General features: G+C 72.7%; 18 protein-coding genes and 1 pseudogene. 18 read left to right on the forward strand and 1 reads right to left on the reverse strand.

The window, feature by feature from the left end; all coding sequences use genetic code 11:
- The first annotated feature begins 135 nt into the window (after positions 1-135).
- From OHQ87_RS00500 to OHQ87_RS00510, 3 genes and pseudogenes are all read left to right on the forward strand, one after another.
- Positions 136-969 carry a siderophore-interacting protein gene (locus tag OHQ87_RS00500; protein ID WP_328343900.1) on the forward strand — a complete coding sequence of 278 codons (834 nt, stop codon included), beginning with the start codon at positions 136-138 and terminating at the stop codon, positions 967-969.
- 92 nt (positions 970-1,061) lie between these two features.
- Positions 1,062-2,936: a DNA primase gene (dnaG, locus tag OHQ87_RS00505; protein WP_442930634.1), complete on the forward strand. Its 1,875-nt coding sequence runs from the start codon at positions 1,062-1,064 to the stop codon at positions 2,934-2,936.
- Positions 2,937-3,259: 323 nt separating this feature from the next.
- A pseudogene (locus OHQ87_RS00510) lies at positions 3,260-3,712 on the forward strand (hypothetical protein); the annotation flags it as partial.
- Between the two features lie 213 nt (positions 3,713-3,925).
- On the opposite strand, the gene OHQ87_RS00515 reads toward OHQ87_RS00510, so the two are convergent.
- Positions 3,926-4,171: a flavin reductase gene (locus tag OHQ87_RS00515; RefSeq protein WP_328343904.1), complete on the reverse strand. Its 246-nt coding sequence runs from the start codon at positions 4,169-4,171 to the stop codon at positions 3,926-3,928.
- A gap of 364 nt (positions 4,172-4,535) precedes the next feature.
- Between OHQ87_RS00515 and OHQ87_RS00520 the strand changes: the two genes are divergently transcribed.
- The 15 genes from OHQ87_RS00520 (at position 4,536) to eboE (ending at position 20,173) form a co-directional block, all read left to right on the forward strand.
- Positions 4,536-5,324 carry a helix-turn-helix domain-containing protein gene (locus tag OHQ87_RS00520; RefSeq protein ID WP_328343906.1) on the forward strand — a complete coding sequence of 263 codons (789 nt, stop codon included), beginning with the start codon at positions 4,536-4,538 and terminating at the stop codon, positions 5,322-5,324.
- Positions 5,315-5,515, forward strand: coding sequence for a DUF397 domain-containing protein (locus tag OHQ87_RS00525; protein ID WP_328343908.1), 201 nt, complete (start codon positions 5,315-5,317; stop codon positions 5,513-5,515). The genes OHQ87_RS00520 and OHQ87_RS00525 overlap by 10 nt, the downstream gene beginning before the upstream one ends.
- A 94-nt stretch (positions 5,516-5,609) precedes the next feature.
- Positions 5,610-6,050 (forward strand): hypothetical protein, encoded by a 441-nt coding sequence (locus OHQ87_RS00530; RefSeq protein ID WP_328343910.1) that lies wholly within the window; start codon positions 5,610-5,612, stop codon positions 6,048-6,050.
- Positions 6,051-6,264: 214 nt separating this feature from the next.
- On the forward strand, positions 6,265-7,218 hold the full coding sequence (locus OHQ87_RS00535) for a YihY/virulence factor BrkB family protein (protein ID WP_328343912.1): 954 nt from the start codon (positions 6,265-6,267) through the stop codon (positions 7,216-7,218).
- 349 nt (positions 7,219-7,567) lie between these two features.
- The gene (locus OHQ87_RS00540; RefSeq protein ID WP_328343914.1) at positions 7,568-8,746 is read left to right on the forward strand and encodes an ROK family transcriptional regulator; all 1,179 of its coding nucleotides are present in this window, start codon (positions 7,568-7,570) and stop codon (positions 8,744-8,746) included.
- Entirely contained in the window at positions 8,743-10,329 is a 1,587-nt protein-coding gene (locus tag OHQ87_RS00545; protein WP_328343916.1) for a sugar ABC transporter ATP-binding protein, read from the forward strand. Before OHQ87_RS00540 ends, OHQ87_RS00545 begins: the two co-directional genes overlap by 4 nt.
- A 31-nt stretch (positions 10,330-10,360) precedes the next feature.
- Positions 10,361-11,479, forward strand: coding sequence for an ABC transporter permease (locus tag OHQ87_RS00550; protein ID WP_328343917.1), 1,119 nt, complete (start codon positions 10,361-10,363; stop codon positions 11,477-11,479).
- A 127-nt stretch (positions 11,480-11,606) separates the two neighbouring features.
- Positions 11,607-12,662: a substrate-binding domain-containing protein gene (locus tag OHQ87_RS00555; protein ID WP_328343918.1), complete on the forward strand. Its 1,056-nt coding sequence runs from the start codon at positions 11,607-11,609 to the stop codon at positions 12,660-12,662.
- 20 nt (positions 12,663-12,682) lie between these two features.
- On the forward strand, positions 12,683-13,891 hold the full coding sequence (locus OHQ87_RS00560) for a Gfo/Idh/MocA family protein (protein WP_328343919.1): 1,209 nt from the start codon (positions 12,683-12,685) through the stop codon (positions 13,889-13,891).
- A gap of 469 nt (positions 13,892-14,360) precedes the next feature.
- Entirely contained in the window at positions 14,361-15,530 is a 1,170-nt protein-coding gene (locus OHQ87_RS00565) for an inositol-3-phosphate synthase (protein WP_328343920.1), read from the forward strand.
- Positions 15,527-16,450, forward strand: coding sequence for an SCO3242 family prenyltransferase (locus OHQ87_RS00570; RefSeq protein WP_328343922.1), 924 nt, complete (start codon positions 15,527-15,529; stop codon positions 16,448-16,450). Before OHQ87_RS00565 ends, OHQ87_RS00570 begins: the two co-directional genes overlap by 4 nt.
- Positions 16,447-17,427 (forward strand): sugar phosphate isomerase/epimerase family protein, encoded by a 981-nt coding sequence (locus tag OHQ87_RS00575; RefSeq protein WP_328343923.1) that lies wholly within the window; start codon positions 16,447-16,449, stop codon positions 17,425-17,427. Before OHQ87_RS00570 ends, OHQ87_RS00575 begins: the two co-directional genes overlap by 4 nt.
- A 35-nt stretch (positions 17,428-17,462) precedes the next feature.
- Positions 17,463-18,065 (forward strand): EboA domain-containing protein, encoded by a 603-nt coding sequence (locus tag OHQ87_RS00580; RefSeq protein WP_328343925.1) that lies wholly within the window; start codon positions 17,463-17,465, stop codon positions 18,063-18,065.
- Positions 18,066-18,920 (forward strand): TatD family hydrolase, encoded by an 855-nt coding sequence (locus tag OHQ87_RS00585; protein WP_328343927.1) that lies wholly within the window; start codon positions 18,066-18,068, stop codon positions 18,918-18,920.
- A complete protein-coding gene (gene eboE / locus OHQ87_RS00590) occupies positions 18,920-20,173 on the forward strand; it encodes a metabolite traffic protein EboE (RefSeq protein WP_328343929.1) in 1,254 nt (417 codons plus the stop codon). Before OHQ87_RS00585 ends, eboE begins: the two co-directional genes overlap by 1 nt.
- The last annotated feature ends 2 nt before the right edge of the window (positions 20,174-20,175 follow it).

Below are 20,175 nucleotides of genomic sequence, written 5' to 3' on the forward strand. Positions count from 1 at the left end.
AATTGACCTAAACCTCTTGATCACCGGGGCGGGGGCGGGGCGGGGGCGGGGCGGGGCGGGGCGCGGGGCGGGGTGGGGGGCGCGGGGTGGGGTGGGAGGGTGGGGTGGGGTGGGGAGTTAGGGTAGCCTTAGTGCATGGCGGAACGGGTTAGGGCGGTTACTTCGGCGCGGGTGGTGCGGGTGGGGCGGCCCACGCCGCATCTGGTGCGGCTCGTTCTCGGTGGGGAGGAGTTGGCGGGGCTGCCGGTGGGTGAGTTCACCGACCACTACATCAAGATCGTATTTCCGGTCGCCGGGGTCGACTATCCGCGCCCGATGGACTACGCGGCGATCCGTCGTGAGCTGCCACGCGAGCAGTGGCCGAGGCTGCGGGCGTACACCGTGCGGGCCTGGGACGCCTCGGCCGGAGAGTTGACCGTCGACGTGGTGCACCACGGGGACGAGGGGTTGGCCGGTCCGTGGGCGGCCGGGCTGCGGCCCGGCGACGAGGTGCTGTTCACCGGCCCGGGTGGGGCGTACGCGCCGGATCCGACGGCGGACTGGCACCTGCTGGTGGGCGACGAGAGCGCCCTGCCGGCGATCGCCGCCGCGCTGGAGCGGCTGCCCGAGGGTGCCCCGGCGGTCGTCCTGGTCGAGATCGCCGACCGGGCCGAGGAACAGCCGTTGCGCAGCCCCGGCGCGGTGGCGCTGACCTGGCTGCACCGGGGCGACAGGCCGGTCGGGGAGGCGCTGGTCGAGGCGGTGCGTGCGCTGGAGTTCCCGCCCGGTCGGGTGCACGCGTTCGTGCACGGCGAGGCCACCTTCGTCAAGGAACTGCGTCGGCTGCTGCGGGTCGAGCGGTCGGTGCCCCGGGAGGCGCTGTCCATCTCCGGCTACTGGCGGCAGGGCCTGGACGACGAGGGTTGGCGCTCCACCAAGCCGGACTGGAACCGTCAGGTCGAGGCCGAGGAGGCCGCCGCCGTCGGCTGACCTGGCCGCCGGCGGTGTGGGTCACCCGGCGTCCCCCCGGCGGCGGATCGTCGGTGCGGCAGGGCAGGATGTAGCCCGAGGGGGTGGCGTCGGTGGCTGGCCGGATCCGGGACGAGGACATCGCGTTGGTCCGCGAGCGCACCTCCATCGCCGAGGTCATCTCGGACACGGTGACCCTCAAGTCGGCAGGCGGCGGCAACCTCAAGGGCCTCTGCCCGTTCCACGACGAGAAGAGCCCGTCGTTCAACGTCTCGCCGGCCCGCAACGTCTTCTACTGCTTCGGCTGCGGGGTCGGCGGCGACGCGATCAAGTTCCTGATGGACGCCGAGCATCTCACCTTCGTCGAGTCCGTCGAGCGGCTCGCCGACCGGGTGGGCATCCAGCTCCGCTACGTCGAGGGTGACCAGGCCGCCCCCCGGGCCCGCCCGCAGCAGGGGCAGAAGCAGCGGCTGGTGGCCGCGCACGCCGCCGCCGTGGAGTTCTACCAGTCGCAGCTCACCACGGCCGGCGCCCGTCCGGCCCGGGAGTTCCTGGCCCGGCGCGGCTTCGACCGCGCCGCCGCGCAGCGGTACGGCTGCGGCTTCGCCCCGGACGCCTGGGACCTGCTCACCAAGCACCTGCGCCAGCAGGGGTTCAGCCATGACGAGCTGGTCACCGGTGGGTTGTCCCGGCCGTCCCGTTCGGGCACCCTGATCGACAGGTTCCGCCGCCGGCTGATGTGGCCGATCCGGGACATCGCCGGTGACGTGATCGGCTTCGGGGCGCGGAAGCTCTTCGACGACGACGACGGCCCGAAATACCTGAACACCCCCGAGACGCCGATCTACAAGAAGTCGCACGTCCTCTACGGCATCGACCAGGCCAAGCGGGAGATCGCCAAGCAGGGCCGGGTGGTGGTCGTCGAGGGCTACACCGACGTGATGGCGTGCCACCTGGCCGGGGTCCCCACCGCCGTGGCGACCTGCGGCACCGCCTTCGGCGCCGACCACATCTCCGTGCTGCGCCGGCTGCTGCTCGACACCGACGCGGTGGCCGGCGAGGTCATCTTCACCTTCGACGGGGACGCCGCCGGTCAGAAGGCCGCGCTGCGCGCCTTCGAGGACGACCAGCGCTTCGTCGGGCGTACCTTCATCGCGGTCAGCCCGGACAACATGGACCCGTGCGACCTGCGGCTGGCAAAGGGTGACCTGGCGATCCGCGACCTGGTGGCCCGCCGCGAGCCGCTTGTCGACTTCGCCCTCCGGCACGTGATCAACCGCTACGACCTGGACACGGTGGACGGCCGGGTGGAGGCGATGCGCCGGGCCGCCCCGCTGGTCGCCAAGATCAAAGACCTGGAGAAACGCCCCGAGTACGTCCGCAAGCTCGCCGGTGACCTCGGCATGGAGATAGAGCCGGTGCAGCGGGCGGTGCTGGCCGCCGCCCACGCTCCCGGTGAGCGGGAGGCCGCCGCCCCGCCCCGGGGCCGGACCCGCCCGGCCACGCCCGCAGTGGACAGTCCGGAGTCGATGGTCGAGCGGGAGGCGTTGAAGCTCGCCCTGCAGGAGCCGGTCCTCGCCGGGCCGATGTTCGACGCGGTCGAGGCTGTGGAATACCGGCACCCGGTGCACGTCGCCGTCCGTACGGCGATAGCGGCGGCCGGCGGGGTGGCGACGGCGGCCGGCGGCGCGGTGTGGATCGAGGCGGTCCGCGACGCCTGCGAGGACCTGGCCGCCCAGGCGCTCGTCGGTGAGCTGGCCGTGGAGCCCTTGCGGCTCGACGGCGAACCCGACCCGAGGTACGTCTCCAGTACCCTCGCCCAGTTGCAGTGGGGCTCGGTGACCGCCCGGATCCGGGACCTCAAGTCCAAGATCCAGCGGATCAACCCGGTCAACCAGAAAGACGAGTACTTCGCCCTGTTCGGGGAACTGCTCTCGCTGGAACAGCACGCGCGGGCCCTGCGCGAGCAGGCCGCAGGAGGACTCTGATGGGACTGTTCGGCCGCAAACCCAAGCTGCCGCCCGCCGCCCGCCCCGCGCTGGCCGCCGGTGAACGGGTGCTGGCCTGGGCCGCCGCCGGCACACCGACCGCCGCCGGCAGCGCCGGCACACCGACCGGCGCTCCTGCCCGCGCGTCGGCAGGGGGCGACGACGAGGGTACGGCCACCCGTGCCGGCGCGGCGGCAGCTGCCAGCAGCAGCGAGGACGCCCCGGACGCTGTCGGCGACGGTGCCTCGGCAGGCGTGGGCGACGGTGCTTCGGCAGGCGTGGGCGACGGTGCTTCGGCAGGCGTCGACGGCGGGGGGAGCACCTCAGCGCCGGCGGGTGCCGGTGGCGGGGTGCTGGTGGCCACCAACCTCGGGCTCTGGCTGCCCGGCCGGGGAGAGCGGCTGGGCTGGCACGACATCCTCAAGGCCGTCTGGTCCGGGCGGGAGCTGACCGTCACGGTGGCGGAGACGGTCGCCGAGCGGGACGGCTACCAGGTGGTCGCCGACCGTCCCGTCGAGACGTACCTGCTGCTCGATCCGGGGGACCTGCCGCATCAGGTGCGCGCGCGGGTGACCCGCTCGGTGGCGTACACCCAGCAGCACGCGGTGCCCGGCGGCTCGGGCCGGATCGCGGCCCGGCGGGTGGCCGGGGCGGACGGTCTGACCTGGACGGTCCGCTACGACCCCGGCACCCCGGTCGACGCCGACGGGGTACGCGCCGAGACCGACCAACTCGTCGCCGCCGCCCGCGCCGCCACCGCCCCCGCCGACCTCTGACCCGGAACGGGTGCCGCCCCGCGCGGTCGCTGGACGCGTTTGCACCTGCGACGACAGGGCGGGTATCAAAGCGAAGCCGACACCGTTCCACCGACCCCACTGAGTTGATCACGGGGCTGCGAACCCGGACCCGGGTAGATCTTGGTAGTAAACGGCCCCCAGAGGGGCCGAAATCCTCCAAGATCTCAGTCGCTCGGCCTCGAACCGGTCAGGTCATCGGGCTCGCGCCCAGGTGACGATGCGTGCGGTCAGGTCGGGTGGCGTGACGCCGTCGTGCAGGGTGGCGAGGTCGCTCATCGCCTCGCCCAACATGGTGCCCAGGTAGAACAACAGGGCGGTGCGATCCTCGCGGTACTCCCCGAGCAGCGCCAGTCGGGCCGGCGAGCAAGGCCAGGCTGCCCCGCACACCCGGCAACGCCAGGAGGGGCGGGCAGCTACGTGCGGGCGGTAGCGGGGCATTGGTGTCTATCCCTTCCGCCGCTGCGCGGTGTGGGGTACCGCGAGAGCCTGCGAATGCCGCCGGGACATGGATCGCCGCTGTGCGGCCGGCGGTACCGCGATGACATGCGGGTGTCGCCGGGGAACGGGTCGCATGGTCGAGCCTCCGTCAACGGTGGAGGGGAGCGCCCGCCGACATCGTCGTCAGCGGACGCTCCCGGCCTGGTTCCGCCCACCGTCCGATCCCGGGAGCGGTTCCGCTGCGTGACAGTCTGTTGATGTTCCGGCTACGGTGGGAGGTCTGACCCGCCGACGGCCGGGGCGTGGTTCGGCCGATTCCGACTGGTACGACGATGTATGGAGGCTGTCCGTGGAAAGCTCGTCCATGCTGGACTACTTCGCGGAGGAGTTGCGGCTGGCTCGGGCCGCCACCGGGATGTCCCAGGCGACGCTGGCCGAGGCGCTGAGCTATTCGGGCGCGCTGGTGGCCAAGGTGGAGACCTGCGAGCGTCGACCGAGCCTGGACTTCGCGCGCCGCTGCGACGCGGTGCTCGCCACCGACGGCCGGTTCGAGCGCATCCAACGCCGAATCAGTCGCGAAACCGTGGTGCCCTGGGCGCGTGATTGGACCGGCATCGAGTACGAGGCAACCGCGCTGCGCTGGTTCGAGCCGATCTGTGTGCCGGGGCTTCTGCAGACCGAGGCATACGCTCACGCATTGTTGTCCGGCGGCGGGTTGTTCGCGTCTGACGAGATCGAGCAGCAGGTGGCGGCGCGGCTGGATCGTCAGGCGGTGCTCCCCCGCGACCGGCCGCCGCTGCTCACCGCCGTCATTGACGAGTACGTGCTGCGTCGCCGGATCGGCGGCTCGGAGGTGATGCACGAACAGTTGCGCCACCTGGTGAAGCTCGGCTCGACGCTGCCCCGGGTCCGAATCCAGGTCGTGCCGCTATCTGCCGGCGCGTACCCTGGGATCAATGGCCCCTTCGTGATCGCCACCTCACCCCAGGGGGAGGACGTCGTCTACCAGGAGGGTCAGCTCCACGGACAGGTGATCGACCGTTCCGACTTTCTGCGGCAGATGGTCGAGGTTTGGGAGTCGATCCGGGGCGAGGCACTATCGCAGCAGCAGTCTCTTGAGTTGATAGCGGAAGTGGCGGAGACATGGATCTGAGTGGTGCCCGGTGGCGCAAGAGCAGCCGCAGCAACGGCCAGGGTGGGGCGTGCGTCGAGGTGGCGGACAACCTACCCGGCGTGGTGGTGGTGCGTGATTCCAAGGACCCGGGCGGGCCGGTGCTGGCTTTCGGCCCGTCGGCCTGGTGCGCGTTCGTCGTCGGGGTCGTCGGGGTCGTCGGGCGCTCGTAGCCTCCGCGCCGGCCCGCCAGGAGGCGGTGCTGCCAGGAAGTGGTGGCCGTGTAGCCCGCTACTTTCACCGCGACCCGTGCTGAGGCTGAATGGCATGCGTTTGCTGAAATTTCTGGACGAGTTGGCGGACCATGTCCGGGCTCAGGTCAATGATGAGACCCAGGTGCGGGTCGTGGGGAGTGGTGTCAGGAGGGCGGTCGAGGTCGCGCCGGGTAATGCGAAGGCTTGTGGCTTCACCGTCTTTCCGCAGGACGCGGATGAGCTGACGATCGAGTTCGGCGAGATGTCCATCCTCGATTTCGTTGACGAGTCGCCCGAGGAGTTGTTCCTTGCCTGTCGAGAAGTGGTAGATGCGATTATTGCCGGCAAGGTGTCGGAGGTGGTCTACCTGAAAGGCGTGGTGCCGGTGCGGGCGGTGGCCCGCCTGGGACTGCCGGATCGAGTGATGACCGCGCATACTTTGCAGGGCTTTTCAGTCTTTTCCCGTAGCGGAAGAACCGTCCAGTACGAGCCGTATCCGGCCGCGACCACATAGCCCCTGGCGAGTCGGGTCAGCCGGTGACGCGGGCATCTCCCTCCGCAGTTGGGTCCGGCTGGTGGTGCTGTGGGTGGCGCTTGTGGCTTCGGCGTACCCGGAGGGTCGTCCCGCCGGTCGTAGTGGATGGGGTCTGCGCTGCCGGTGAGGGGTTAGCCGGCGGCTCCGACGGGGCATGTCGGAGGGCGACATCCGCAGATCAGGAGGAGGGGCGATGGCCTCGGACGGTCCCACCGACCTGCCCCGCGCGGACTGGAAGGCGGCGCTCAAGCGCACCGGACGGGAGTTCCAGGAGGACAGCCTGACCGACTGGGCCGCCGCGCTGACCTACTACGGGGTGCTGTCGATCTTCCCCGGGATGCTGGTGCTGATCTCGATCCTCGGCCTGCTCGGCGAGCGGGCCACCAGCGGGGTCCGGGACACTGTCGGCCAGGTGGTGCCGGAGGAGAGCATCCGCACCATCATCCAGACCGCGATCGACCAGGCCGGCGAGTCCGGCGGGCTGGCGAGCATCGCCGCGGTCGTCGGTCTGGTCGCCGCCTTCTGGTCGGCCTCCGGCTACGTGGGTGCGTTCATGCGCGCCTCGAACAGCATCTACGACGTGCCCGAGGGGCGGCCGGTCTGGAAGACGCTGCCGATCCGGCTCGGGGTGACCGCCCTGGTCGGGGTGCTGCTGCTCGCCGCCGCGGTGATCGTGGTCTTCACCGGCGGGCTCGCCGAGCAGGTCGGCAGCGCCATCGGGCTCGGCTCCACGGCGGTGACGGTGTGGAACATCGCCAAGTGGCCGGTGCTGCTGGTGCTGGTCAGCCTGATGTTCGCCATCCTCTACTGGGCCTCGCCCAACGCCCGGCACGGCGGTTTCCGCTGGGTCAGCCCGGGTGGGGTGCTGGCGGTGCTGCTCTGGCTGCTCGTCTCCGGCCTCTTCGCCGCGTACGTGAGCAACTTCGGGTCCTACAACAAGACCTACGGCGCGCTGGCCGGCGTGATCATCTTCCTGGTCTGGCTCTGGCTGAGCAACATCGCCATCCTCCTCGGTGCCGAGTTCGACGCCGAGCTGGAGCGGGGCCGGGCCATCTCCGCCGGCCACGACCCCGACGAGGAGCCGTACGTCGAGCTGCGCGACGACCGCAAGCTGCGCAAGAAGCGCAACGCCGCCCCCGGCCGCTGACGGCCGGCCGACCTGCCGCCCGCCCGTCTCCATCCCGCCCAGCCCCGCCCCGCCGCGTCTGACGCGGCGGGGCGGCGGCTTGTCACGGCACGCCCTGCTCTGGTAAAGGTTCCGCCGCACGTCACGGGCCTGGTATGCGAGGGTCGCCACCGTGGTGGTAGCAGGTCGTTGCGGATGTTTCTCGGTCTGTCAACCTTTTCTTGATCGACTGGTAGCTTTTGTTCGTTCGGACAAAAGTTGCCATCGGAACGACTGAAGGTATGGACAGGTGCCTCGGAAGTCTCTTACTGTGTCGACCACAACACAACGGCGTGACGTGAATGTGAACCCTGAGGCGGAGGTGAGACCCGTGCGGACGGCAGATCCCCTGCACGTGCAGCTCCTGCGGCTGCTCCGTGACGAGGGGCCCGCGTCCCGGGCCGAGCTGGGTGACCGGTTGCAGATGCCCCGGCCCCGGCTCCTCGCCGAGTTGGAGCGTCTGGTCGGGCTGGGCCTGGTGGCCGAGGCCGGACTGGCCGCCTCCCGTGGCGGACGCCGCTCCACCCTGGTCGAGTTGAACCCCGACCTCCGGTTCGCCGCCGTCGACATGGGCGCCAGCTCGATCGACGTCGAGGTGGTCAACGGCCGGCTGGAGCCGGTCGCCGCGTACGCCGAGGTCGCCGACATCCGCTCCGGCCCGAAGGCCATCCTGCACCGGGTCAACGACCTGCTGCACAAGGCCCGGGTGGACGGGGCGTACGAGCGGCTCAACGGCGTCGGCGTCGGCGTACCCGGGCCGGTGAGCTTCCGCGACGGGCTGCCGGTGTCACCGCCGATCATGCCCGGCTGGGACCGCTACCCGGTGCGCGAACTGCTCAGCCGGGAGCACGGCTGCCCGGCGGTGGTCGACAACGACGTGAACATCATGGCGATCGGCGAGCGGCACGGGGGGGTGGCGCACTCGGTCGACGACTTCCTCTTCATCAAGATCGGCACCGGAATAGGGTGTGGGATCTACCTCAGCGGCGAGGTCTACCGGGGCACCGACGGCTGCGCCGGGGACATCGGGCACATCCAGGTCGACGCCGGTGGTCCCACCTGCTCCTGCGGCAACGCCGGCTGCCTGGAGGCCGTGTTCAGCGGGGCGGCCCTGGCCCGGGAGGCCGGCGTGGCCGCCCGTACCGGCGCGTCGCCGGCGCTGGCCGAGCGGCTCGCCGAGCGGGGCGCGGTCTCGGCCCGCGACGTCGCCGAGGCGGCGATCGAGGGCGACGTGGTCTGCATCCAGCTCATCCGCGACGGGGGCCGCCGGGTCGGGCAGGTGCTGGCCGGCCTGGTCAGCTTCACCAACCCGTCGATGATCGTCATCGGCGGCGGGCTGGCCCACCTCGGGCACATCCTGCTCGCCGAGATCCGCAGCGTGGTCTACCGGCGGTCGCTGCCGCTGGCCACCGGCAACCTGCCGGTCGTCCTGTCCGAGCTGGGACCGCGCGCCGGCGTCGCCGGCGCGGCCGTCCTCGCCAGCGACGTCGCCTTCGGGGAGGCATCATGAGCAACGCACCGACCTCCGCCGCCGGGGACAGCCCGCTGGTCGAGGCACCCGCCGACACCGTCGCCGGTGAGGTGGTGCTCCGGCTGACCGACGTGGTCAAGACCTTCCCCGGGGTACGCGCCCTCGACGGCGTGCAGCTCGAGGTGCGGGCCGGCGAGGTGCACTGCCTGCTCGGGCAGAACGGCGCCGGCAAGTCCACCCTGATCAAGGTGCTCGCCGGGGTGCACCGGCCGGACTCCGGCCAGGTGGAATGGCGCGGCGAACCGGCTCACTTCGCCAACCCGCAGGCCGCCATGCGCGCCGGCATCGCCACCATCTACCAGGAGCTCGACCTGGTCGAGGACCTCTCCGTCGCCGAGAACGCCTTCCTCGGCCACGAGCCGAAGGTCGCCGGGTTCGTCCGGCGCGGGCTGATGGCCCGGCGTACCCGGGAGATCCTGAGCCGGCTCGGCCACGGCGAGATCCCGCCCGGCCGGATGGTCCGGGCGCTGCCGGCCGCCGGCAAGCAGGTGGTCAGCATGGCCCGCGCGCTCTCCCACGAGGCCCGACTGATCATCATGGACGAGCCGAGCGCGGTGCTCGCCCACGACGAGGTGGACAACCTCTTCCGGATCATCAGGGAACTCACCGCCCAGGGCATCGCGGTCATCTACATCTCGCACCGGATGGAGGAGATCCGCGAGATCGGCGACCGGGTCACCGTGCTCAAGGACGGCCGGACCACCGCGGCGAACCTGCCGGCCCGGGAGACCCCGACCCGCGACCTGGTGGCCCGGATGACCGGTCGGAACATCGAGTACGTCTTCCCGGACCGCCCGACCGCGCCGGCCGCCGGCGACGAGCTGCTGCGGGTGGAGGGGCTGAGCCGGACCGGCGAGTTCGCCGACGTCTCGCTCAGCGTCCGTCCCGGCGAGATCGTCGGCATCGCCGGGCTGGTCGGCTCCGGCCGCTCGGAACTGCTGGAGACGATCTACGGCGCCCGCCGCGCCGAGTCCGGCAGCGTCCGGATGGGCGGCCGGGCCCTGCGTCCGGGCAGCGTCGGCGCGGCCGTGCGGGCCGGCATGGGGATGGCCCCGGAGGAGCGCAAGAGCCAGGCGCTGCTGCTCGGCGAGCCGATCCACCGCAACGTCACCCTGGCCACCTTCACCCGGTACGCCCGCCTCGGCTTCACCAACGCCGGGCGCGAGCGGGCCGAGGCGGAACGGATCGCCGACGACCTCCAGCTCCGGCCCAACGACGTGCGCCGGGCGGTACGCACCCTGTCCGGCGGCAACCAGCAGAAGGTGGTGGTCGGGCGCTGGCTGCTCGGCGACACCCGGCTGCTGCTGCTCGACGAGCCGACCCGGGGGGTGGACGTGGGGGCCCGTGCCGAGCTGTACCGGGTGATCCGCGGCCTGGCCGCGCAGGGGGTCGGCGTGCTGCTGGTCTCCAGCGAGGTACCCGAGGTGCTCGGTCTGGCCGACCGGGTGCTGGTGATGCGCGAGGGCCGGATGGTGCGCGAGGCGCCCGCCGGCGAACTGGACGAGAACACCGTGCTCGACCTCGTCATGGCGGGGTCTCTGATGGAAGGCGCGCCGGCATGAGCGAGCGCAGTGCACATAACGAGGTGACAGCATGAGTGAGTCGACCGGGACCGCGACGCCGGACCGGCCGGCGGACCTGCCGGCCCAGTCCCCGCCTGTCGACCCGGCGGTGACGGCGGAGGTCAAGGAGAAGCCCAGGTCGGGCGGGTTGTCCTTCTGGCAGGGCGACGGGGGTGAGGGCGCGAAGCGTAACCTCGGCCTGATCGCCGTGCTGGTGGTGCTCGTCGTGATCGGGGCGGCCACCCGCTGGGACCTCTACTCCAACCCGGACTGGGTGTGGGGCAACACGCTGACCATCCTCAAGCTCGCCTCGGTGGTCGGGGTGGTCACCGTCGGGATGACCTTCGTGATCATCGGCGGCGGCATCGACCTGTCGGTCGGCGCGATCGTCGCCCTCGCCGGGGTGTGGGCGACCACGCTCGCCACCCAGAGCTACGGCGCCGGCGGCATGATCTTCACGGCGATCGTGGTCGGCACGGCGGTCGGCGTGGTCAACGGGATCCTCATCTCCTACGGGCGGTTGGTGGCGTTCATCGCCACGCTGGCCATGATGGTCGCCGCCCGGGGCCTGGCCGCCCAGATCTCCGGCAAGCAGACCCAGGTGTCGAACAACAGCTTCATCAACGGCATCGCCAGCACCGAACTGCTCGGCATCCCGCTGCTCGTCTACATCCTGGCCGCCGTGGTGGCCGCCGGTTGGGTGCTGCTCAACCGGACCACCTTCGGCCGGCGTACGGTCGCCGTGGGTGGCAACCCGGAGGCGGCCCGGCTCGCCGGCATCAACGTCCGGCGGCACACCCTGCTGCTCTACGCGCTCTCCGGCCTCTGCTGCGGCATCGCCGCGATCATGCTGACCGCGCAGGCCAACTCCGCCCAGGCGGCCATGGCCAACCTCTACGAGCTGGACGCGATCGCCGCGGCCATCATCGGCGGCACGCTGCTCAGCGGCGGCCGGGGCACCATCATCGGTTCCCTGCTCGGGGTGCTGATCTTCTCCACCATCACCAACCTCTTCGCCATCAACGGCCTCTCCACCGAGGCGCAGAACATGGTCAAGGGCGGCATCATCGTCGGCGCCGTCCTGATCCAGCAGGTGCAGTTCCGCAGCGTCAGCCAGTTCTTCAGCCGTAACCGGACCACCACCGCCTGACGGACCGCGTCGCCCGACCGGGCGCGGCCCCACCCTTCGCACCATCGCATCGCTCGACGGCCACCGACGGTGGCCGGGATCAGTACGCCCTTTTCACCCCCACCATCCGTCATTTCAGGAGGTCGTCATGACCCACCCCCGTGACCTGTCCCGTCGCCGGTTGCTCTTCGGCGGCGCGGCGGTCGGCGCCGGCGTGCTCCTCGCCGGCTGCACCAGCAACGAGGCCACACCGACCGCGGCCCAGACCAAGGCGGCCGACAACGCCGAGGGCGGCAACAGCGCCCCCGGCAAGAAGGTCACCATCGGCTTCTCCGCCCCGGCCGCCGACCACGGCTGGATCGCCGCCATCACCAACAACGCCAAGGCGCAGGCCGGGGCGTACTCGGACGTGGACTTCAAGACCGTCGAGGCGGGCGCGGACGCGGCTGCCCAGCGGGCCGCGCTGTCCACCCTGGTCGCCCAGAAGCCGGACGTCATCGTGGTGCTGCCGCACGACGGCAAGGAGCTCAACGCCTTCGGCCTGGAGGCGATGAAGGCCGGCATCCCGGTGGTCAACCTGGACCGGGCCTTCCCGGACGCGCTGGCCTACCGGCTGCAGATCATGGGCGACAACTACGGCATGGGCGTGGCCGCCGCGAACTACATCGTGGCGCAGCTCAAGGCCAAGGGCGTCAGCGCCCCGGTCATCGGCGAGATCCCCGGCATCGACTCGCTGGAGCTGACCCAGCAGCGCTCGAAGGGCTTCGCCGAGACCCTCGCCGTGGCCGGCTTCAAGGTGGCCAACCGGCGGCCGGCGGAGTTCACCGCCGACTCCGGCCAGCAGGCCGCGACCGGCCTGTTCCAGGCGCTGCCGAAGATCGACGCGATCTGGAACCACGACGACGACCAGGGCATCGGTGTCCTGGCCGCGGTCAACCAGGCCAACCGCAAGGAGTTCTTCATGGTCGGCGGCGCCGGCTCGAAGAAGGCCATGGAGGACATCCAGGCCGACAACACGGTGCTCAAGGCGACCGTGACCTACAGCCCGTCGATGGCCTCCTCGGCCATCTCCCTGGCCCGCCTGATCGCCCAGGGTAAGGGCATGTCCGACCTGGTGGAACTCCAGGTGCCCAAGGAGATCGTGCTCGCCTCGGAGACGATCACCAAGGAGAACGCGAGCAACTACCTCAAGCTCGGGTTCTGATACACGGGGGGAGACCCACCTTGTCCACTCACCACAGCGAACTCCGGGTCGGCATGATCGGCTACTCGTTCATGGGCGCCGCGCACTCACAGGCGTGGCGCACCGTGAACCGGGTGTACGACCTGCCCGCCCGGGTGCGGATGGCACAGATCTGCGGCCGGGACGCCGCGAAGGTCGCCGAGGCAGCCGACCGGCTGGGCTGGGACACGCACACCACAGACTGGCGTGCCCTGGTCGCCTCGGACGACATCGACGTGGTCGACATCTGCACACCAGGTGACAGCCACGCCGAGATCGCGCTCGCCGCGCTCGCCGCCGGTAAGCACGTGATCTGCGAGAAACCGCTGGCCAACACGGTGGACGAGGCGCGGGAGATGACCGCCGCCGCAGCCACCGCCGGGGCCGCCGGGGTCCGGTCGATGTGCGGGTTCAACTACCGCCGGGTGCCCGCCGTCGCCCTGATGCGACAGCTGGTCGCCGAAGGCCGGCTCGGGACGATCCGCCACGTCCGCGCGACGTACCTGCAGGACTGGATCGTCGATCCGCAGTTCCCGCTGGTCTGGAGGTTGCAGAAGGACAAGGCGGGCTCCGGTGCGCTCGGCGACATCGGGGCGCACATCATCGACCTGACCCAGTACGTGACCGGGCAACTGATCACCGGGGTCAGCGCGGTGACCGAGACGTTCGTCAAGGAGCGTCCCCTGCCGGGTGAGTCGAGCGGCCTGGCCGCGCAGGTCGACGGCAGCGCGACGGCGACCGGCACGGTCACCGTCGACGACGCCGCGATCTTCGTGGCCAGGCTCGACGACGGCGCGCTCGCCACGTACGAGGCGACCCGGTTCGCCACCGGCCGCAAGAACGCCCTCCGGGTGGAGATCAACGGTTCGCTCGGTTCGGTGGTGTTCGACCTGGAACGCCTCAACGAACTGGAGTTCTACGACGCCTCCCGGCCGGCGACCGAGCAGGGATTCGCCCGGATCCTGGTCACCGAGGCGGAGCACCCGTACATGTCGGCGTGGTGGCCGCCGGGCCACATCATCGGCTACGAGCACTCCTTCACCCACGAGATGCGCGACTTCGTCGAGGCGGTCGCCACCGGCGTCGACCCGACCCCGTCGTTCGCCGACGCGTTGCAGGTCCAGTTGGTGCTGGACGCGGTGACCCGCTCGGCGGAACTCGGTTCGCAGTGGACCGACGTCGAGCCGGCCCTGGCCGCGCTCGCCGTCTGACCAGCCACCTCCGCCGCCGACCGGCGAGGGACCGGCCGCGGTTGCGCCCCGCGGCCGGGCCGGGGTCGGTGACGGAGGGCGTGCACCAGGGCCACCCGGCCCGGGACACGCAACCGATGGCCGTCCGGTGCGGCCGGACCGGGATTCCCCGGTCGCACCGGAGGGCCGCCATGATAGATAGATGAAGGTGATTCTGGGTACCACTGTGGAACCCGGGTCGCCACCACCATTCGTCCGGTCGAGGGCGCGCCGCCGCCGTCGGCCGGATGCGGGGAGACAGGGCCGAGACGCCGAACCGGCCCTGCCTGCCGGCCCCGTCCGCACGCCGTACGGGAGCCGGGTACGGCGTCGACGCCGCCGACGTCGACGCCGTACCCGGCACCACCCCGGACGACCGGGCGGGCGGGGCCACCCGTGCCCACCCGTACGACTCGACCGACAGGACGTTCCACCCGACGGAAGGAGCACCATGCGTACGGGTGTCTGGCTGGTGGGAGCGCGCGGTTCCGTCGCGACCACCGGCATCGTCGGGGGGCTCGCCCTACGGGCCGGCCTCACCGGCCCCACGGGCTGCGTCACCGAACTGCCCGACCTGCGTGGGCCGGCCCTGCCCGGCTTCGCCGACCTGGTCTTCGGCGGCCACGACGTGGCCACCACCCCGCTGACCAAGCGGGCCGAGGCGCTCGCCGCCGCCGGGGTCCTGCCCGGGCGACTGGCCACCGCGCTCGCCGCCGACCTGGCCGCCGTCGAGGACGACCTGCGGCCCGCGCCGACCGGCGGCAGTCAGGCCGAACGGGCCGCCGCGATCACCGCCGACCTGACCGCGTTCCGCGAGCGGCACCGGCTGGACCGGGTGGTGGTGGTCAACGTCTCGGCCACCGAACCGGCCCCGCCGCCGCACCCCGGCCACGCCGACCCGGACGCCCTGCGCGCCGCGCTCGCCGGCCCCGACGAGGTGCTGCCGCCCAGCTCGCTGTACGCGTACGCGGCCGTCGAGGCGGGCTGCCCGTACGTCGACTTCACCCCGTCCACCGGGCTGCGCCTGCCGGCGCTCGCGGCGCTTGCCGCCCAGCGCGGCCTGCCGTACGCCGGGCACGACGGCAAGACCGGGGAGACCCTGGTCAAGTCGGTGCTCGCCCCGATGTTCGCGATGCGTCACCTCGCGGTGCGCTCCTGGTCCGGGGTCAACCTGCTCGGCGGCGGCGACGGGGCGACCCTGGCCGAGCCGGGCGCCAACGCCGCCAAGGTGGACAGCAAGCAGCGGGTGCTCGGCGAGACGCTCGGCTACGTGCCGCAGGGCGGCACCCGGATCGAGTACGTCGAGGACCTGGGCGACTTCAAGACCGCCTGGGATCTGATCACCTTCGCCGGGTTCCTCGGCACCGGGATGCGGATGGAGTTCACCTGGCACGGCTGCGACTCCGCGCTGGCCGCCCCACTGGTGCTCGACCTGGCCCGGCTCGCCGCCGCCGCGCACGCCGCCGGGCGCGTCGGACCCCTGCCCGAGCTGGCGTTCTTCTTCAAGGACCCGATCGACTCGCCCACCCACTCGCTGAGCGAGCAGTGGCAGCGGCTCGTCGACTTCACCCGGGAGTTGCACGCCTTCACCCGGGAACTGCACGCCGGGGGTGCCGGGTGACCAGCCTGGCCGACCTGGCCGAGCTGGTCCGGGCACCGGCCGCGCTCTCCGTACCCGGGGATCTGGTGGCCGGGGCGGCGGCGGCCGGAGTGCTCGGTCCGCGTACCGCCGGGTTGGCCGGGGCGTCGGTGCTGCTCTACTGGGCCGGGATGGCCGCCAACGACTGGGCCGACCGTGGGCTGGACGCCGAGGAACGACCGGAACGACCGATCCCCAGCGGCCGGGTCAGCCCGAGCGCCGCCGCCGGGATCGCCGCCGGGCTCACCGTGGCCGGCCTGGGCCTGGCCGCCGCCGTGGGCGGCCGGCGGGCCACCGCCGTCGCGCTCCCGCTCGCCGCCACCATCTGGGGGTACGACGTGGTGGCCAAGAACACCGCCGCCGGCCCCGCCGTGATGGCCGCCTGCCGAGGGCTGGACGTGCTGCTCGGCGCGTCGCCGGGTCGACCGGTCCGGGCGCTGCCGGCGGCGTTGACAGTCGCCGCGCACACCTGGACGGTCACCGCCCTGTCCCGACGCGAGGTGACCGGCGCCGACGCCGCCCTGCCCCGGCGTACCCTCGCCGGCACCGCGCTCGTCGCGTTGGCCGCCACCACCCTGCCCCGCCCCACCGGTCGACCGTCCCCGGGGGACGACGCGGTGCCGGCGTCGACCGGCGCGGCCGGTGTCGGCCGCTCGCTCGCCGCCGCGCTGCCGGTCGGCCTGGCCGGCTGGTACGTCGCCCGCTACGGCGGCGCGCAGGTCCGGGTGGCCGCAGACCCCACCGCCGGCCGGGTCCGGGCGGCCGTCGGGGCCGGGATCACCGGCCTGCCGTCGTTGCAGGGCGCGCTCACCGCCCGGGCCGGCGCCGGCCTGCTCGGTGCGCTTGTCGCCCTCGCCGCGCCGCTCGGCGGCCGGTTGGCCCGGAAGCTCTCCCCGACATGACCGTCCCGCAGCCCACTGGCCCGGCCGGCAGCTCGCAGCGCGGCCCGACCACGGGCGACGGTGTGCCCGCCGGCGGGGTGGACCGGCTCCGGTTCGGCTACGGCACCAACGGGTTCGCCAACCACCGGCTCGACGACGCCCTGACGGTGCTGGCCGACCTCGGCTACGAGGGGATCGCGCTCACCCTGGACCACGACCACCTCGACCCGTACGCGCCGGGGCTGGCCCGCCGGGTCGACGCGGTGGCGCGGCGGCTGGCCGCGCTCGGCCTCGGCGTGGTGGTCGAGACCGGCGCCCGGTTCCTGCTCGACCCGTGGCGTAAACACGCCCCGACGCTGCTGCACGACGACCCGGCCGGTCGGGTCGACTTCCTGGAACGGGCGGTACGGGTCGGCGCGGACCTCGGCGCGGAGGCGGTCTCCTTCTGGGCCGGGGTCCGGCCCGGCCACGTCACCCCGGAGGTCGCCCGCGACCGGCTGGTCGCCGGGTGCGCCACGGTGGTCGCCGCCGCCGACCGGGCCGGGGTGACCCTGGGCTTCGAGCCGGAGCCCGGGATGCTCGTCGAGGACATCGCCGGCTGGCGGTGGCTGCGCCACGCCCTCGGCGAGCCGGCGTGCTTCGGCATCACCCTCGACATCGGACACTGCCGGTGCCTGGAGTCGGCGACCGTGCCCGACTGCGTGCACCAGGTGGCCGAACACCTGGTCAACGTGCAGATCGACGACATGCGCCGGGGGGTGCACGAGCACCTGGAGTTCGGCACCGGCGAGATCGACTTCCCGCCGGTGCTGCGCGCCCTGGCCGACGGCGGCTACCGGGGGCTGGTCGCCGTGGAACTGCCCCGGCACTCGCACGCCGCGCCCACCGTGGCGGCCCGGTCGCTGGACTTCCTGCGGACCGCCGCCCGGCAGGCCGGCCTCACCCCGGACACGCGACCCGCGCCGGTCGGGGCCGACCGCACCACCGGGGTGGACTGACCACCGCCGACCGCACACCTGGGGAGGGGAGACGGATGACACCGGATCGACTGCGGGCCGCGCTGGAGGGCGTACCCGATCCCGACTGGCTGGAGACCGCGCTGCGCCGCGTCGCGGCCGAGCCCGGCACGGTGGCGCGGTACTTCCCGGCCGCCGCCCGGCGGTGCGGCCGGCACGAGCTGCCTGCCGCACCCGGCTGGACCGCCGACGAGGCGGCCCGGACGCTGCTGCTTGTCGCGCTCCCCGCCGACCTGGCCGCCGGGCAGGCCGAGGAGGTGTACCGGTACGGCGACGCCGCCGAGAAGCGGGCCGTGCTCAAGGCCCTGCCGCTGCTGCCGATCGGGACGGCCGGGGTGTCGCTGCTGCACGACGCGATCCGCACCAACGACACCCGGCTGGTCGCCGCCGCGCTCGGCCCGTACGCCCGGCACCTGGCACCGGAGGCCTGGCGGCAGGCGGTGCTCAAGTGCGTCTTCATCGGGGTGCCGCTGGCCGCCGTCGCCGACCTGGACACCCGCGCCGACGGGGAGCTGGCCGCGATGCTCGCCGCGCTCGCCGCGGAACGGCACGCCGCCGGCCGGCAGCTCCCCGCCGACGCCACCGCACTGCTCGACCGGCTCACCATCAGGGAGGCGTGAATGCGCATCTTCGACCCGCACATCCACATGACGTCGCGGACCACCGACGACTACGAGCGGATGGCCGCCGCCGGGGTCCGCGCCGTGGTCGAGCCGGCCTTCTGGCTGGGGCAGCCGCGCACCAGCGCCGCCTCCTTCGCCGACTACTTCGACTCGCTGATCGGCTGGGAGCCGTTCCGGGCCGCACAGTTCGGGGTCCGGCACCACGCCACCGTGGCGCTGAACCCCAAGGAGTCCAACGACCCGCGCTGCCGCCCGGTGCTCGACCTGCTGCCCCGCTACCTGGAGAAGGACGCCGTGGTCGCGGTCGGCGAGATCGGCTACGACGACATGACGCCGGCCGAGGACGAGGCGTTCGCCACCCAGCTCGCCCTGGCCGTCGACCACGACCTGCCCGCCCTGGTGCACACCCCGCACCGGGACAAGGCGCGCGGCGTCGAGCGCAGCCTCGCGGTGGTCGCCGAGAGCGGCATCGCGCCCGGCCGGGTGGCGTTGGACCACCTCAACGAGGTGACCGTGAAGCTGGCCCGGGACAGCGGCTGCTGGCTGGGCTTCTCGATCTACCCGGACACCAAGATGTCGCCGCCGCGGATGGTGGAGCTGCTGCGCACGTACGGCACCGAGCGGATGCTCGTCAACTCGGCCGCCGACTGGGGCCGCTCCGACCCGCTGCTGACCCGGGCCACCGGCGAGGCGATGCTGGCCGCCGGGTTCACCGACGACGACGTCGACCTGGTGCTCTGGCGCAACCCGGTGGAGTTCTACGGGCAGTCCGGTCGGCTCGACCTGACCGACCTGGACGCCCCGGCCACCGGCACCTTCGAGGGCAACTCCATCCTGCGCGGCGGCGACTGATGCGGCTGCGGCACGCCGACGGCAGCACCGTCCACCTCGGCTACTGCACCAACGTGCACCCCGCCGAGGACACCGCCGGCGTCCTCGCCCAACTCGACACGTACGCGCTGCCGGTGCGCGAGGCGCTCGGCTCGGACCTGCTCGGCCTGGGGCTGTGGCTGGCCGCCCCGGTCGCCGCCGAGCTGGCCGCCGACCCGGCCGCCCGGCGTCGGCTGCGCGCCGAGCTGACCCACCGGGGACTGGAGGTGGTCACCCTCAACGGCTTCCCGTACGCGGCCTTCCAGGCCCCGGTGGTCAAGGGCGCGGTCTACCACCCGGACTGGACCACCGGGCAGCGACTGCGATACACCCTCGACCTGGCCCGGGTGCTTGCCGACCTGCTACCCGACGACGCCGCCCGGGGATCGATCTCCACCCTGCCACTGGCCTGGCGGCAGCCCTGGGACGCGGCCCACGCCGACACTGCCCGCCGCCGGCTCGCCGCGCTCACCGCGGGGTTGGCCGAGGTGGAACGGGACACCGGCCGCCCGGTGCGGGTGGGCTTCGAGCCGGAACCGGGCTGCGTGGTGGAGAGCAGCGGGCAGGCCGCCGCGCTGCTGTCCGGTCTGGACCCGGACCGGCTCGGCATCTGTCTCGACCTGGCCCATCTCGCCTGCGCCTGGGAGGAGCCCGTCGAGGCGCTGGCCCGGTTGCGCGCCGCCGGCCTGCCGGTGGTCAAGGTGCAGGTCTCCGCCGCCCTGGAGTCGGCCGACCCGGTCGCCGACGCCGAGGCGCTGGGCCGCTGGGTCGAGCCACGCTTCCTGCACCAGACCCGGACCGCCGGCTGCGCCCACGCCGTCGACCCGGCTGACCCGGCGTACGCGGCCGACGACCTGGACGCCGCGCTGGCCGCGCGGTTGCCGGGGGCCTGGCGGGTGCACTACCACGTGCCGCTGCACGCCCCGCCCGAGCCGCCGCTGACCTCGACCCTGCCGGTGTTGCGCACCGCGCTGGGCGCGCTGCTCGGCGGCCCGACCGCCGGCTGCGACCACCTGGACGTCGAGACGTACACGTGGGGGGTGCTGCCGGCGGCACGGCGTCCACGCACCGACGCGGAGCTGGCCGTCGGGATCGCCGCCGAGCTGGCCTTCGCCCGCGACGAACTGGTCACCCTCGGCCTTAGCCCGGTCGACCGAGCCACCCCCGACCGGGCGACCAACGGCCTTAGCCCGGTCGACCGAGCCATCCCGACGATCCTGGGAGCACGACGATGAAC

Origin of the sequence: Micromonospora sp. NBC_00421 (assembly GCF_036017915.1) — a bacterium.
Lineage (GTDB): Bacteria > Actinomycetota > Actinomycetes > Mycobacteriales > Micromonosporaceae > Micromonospora.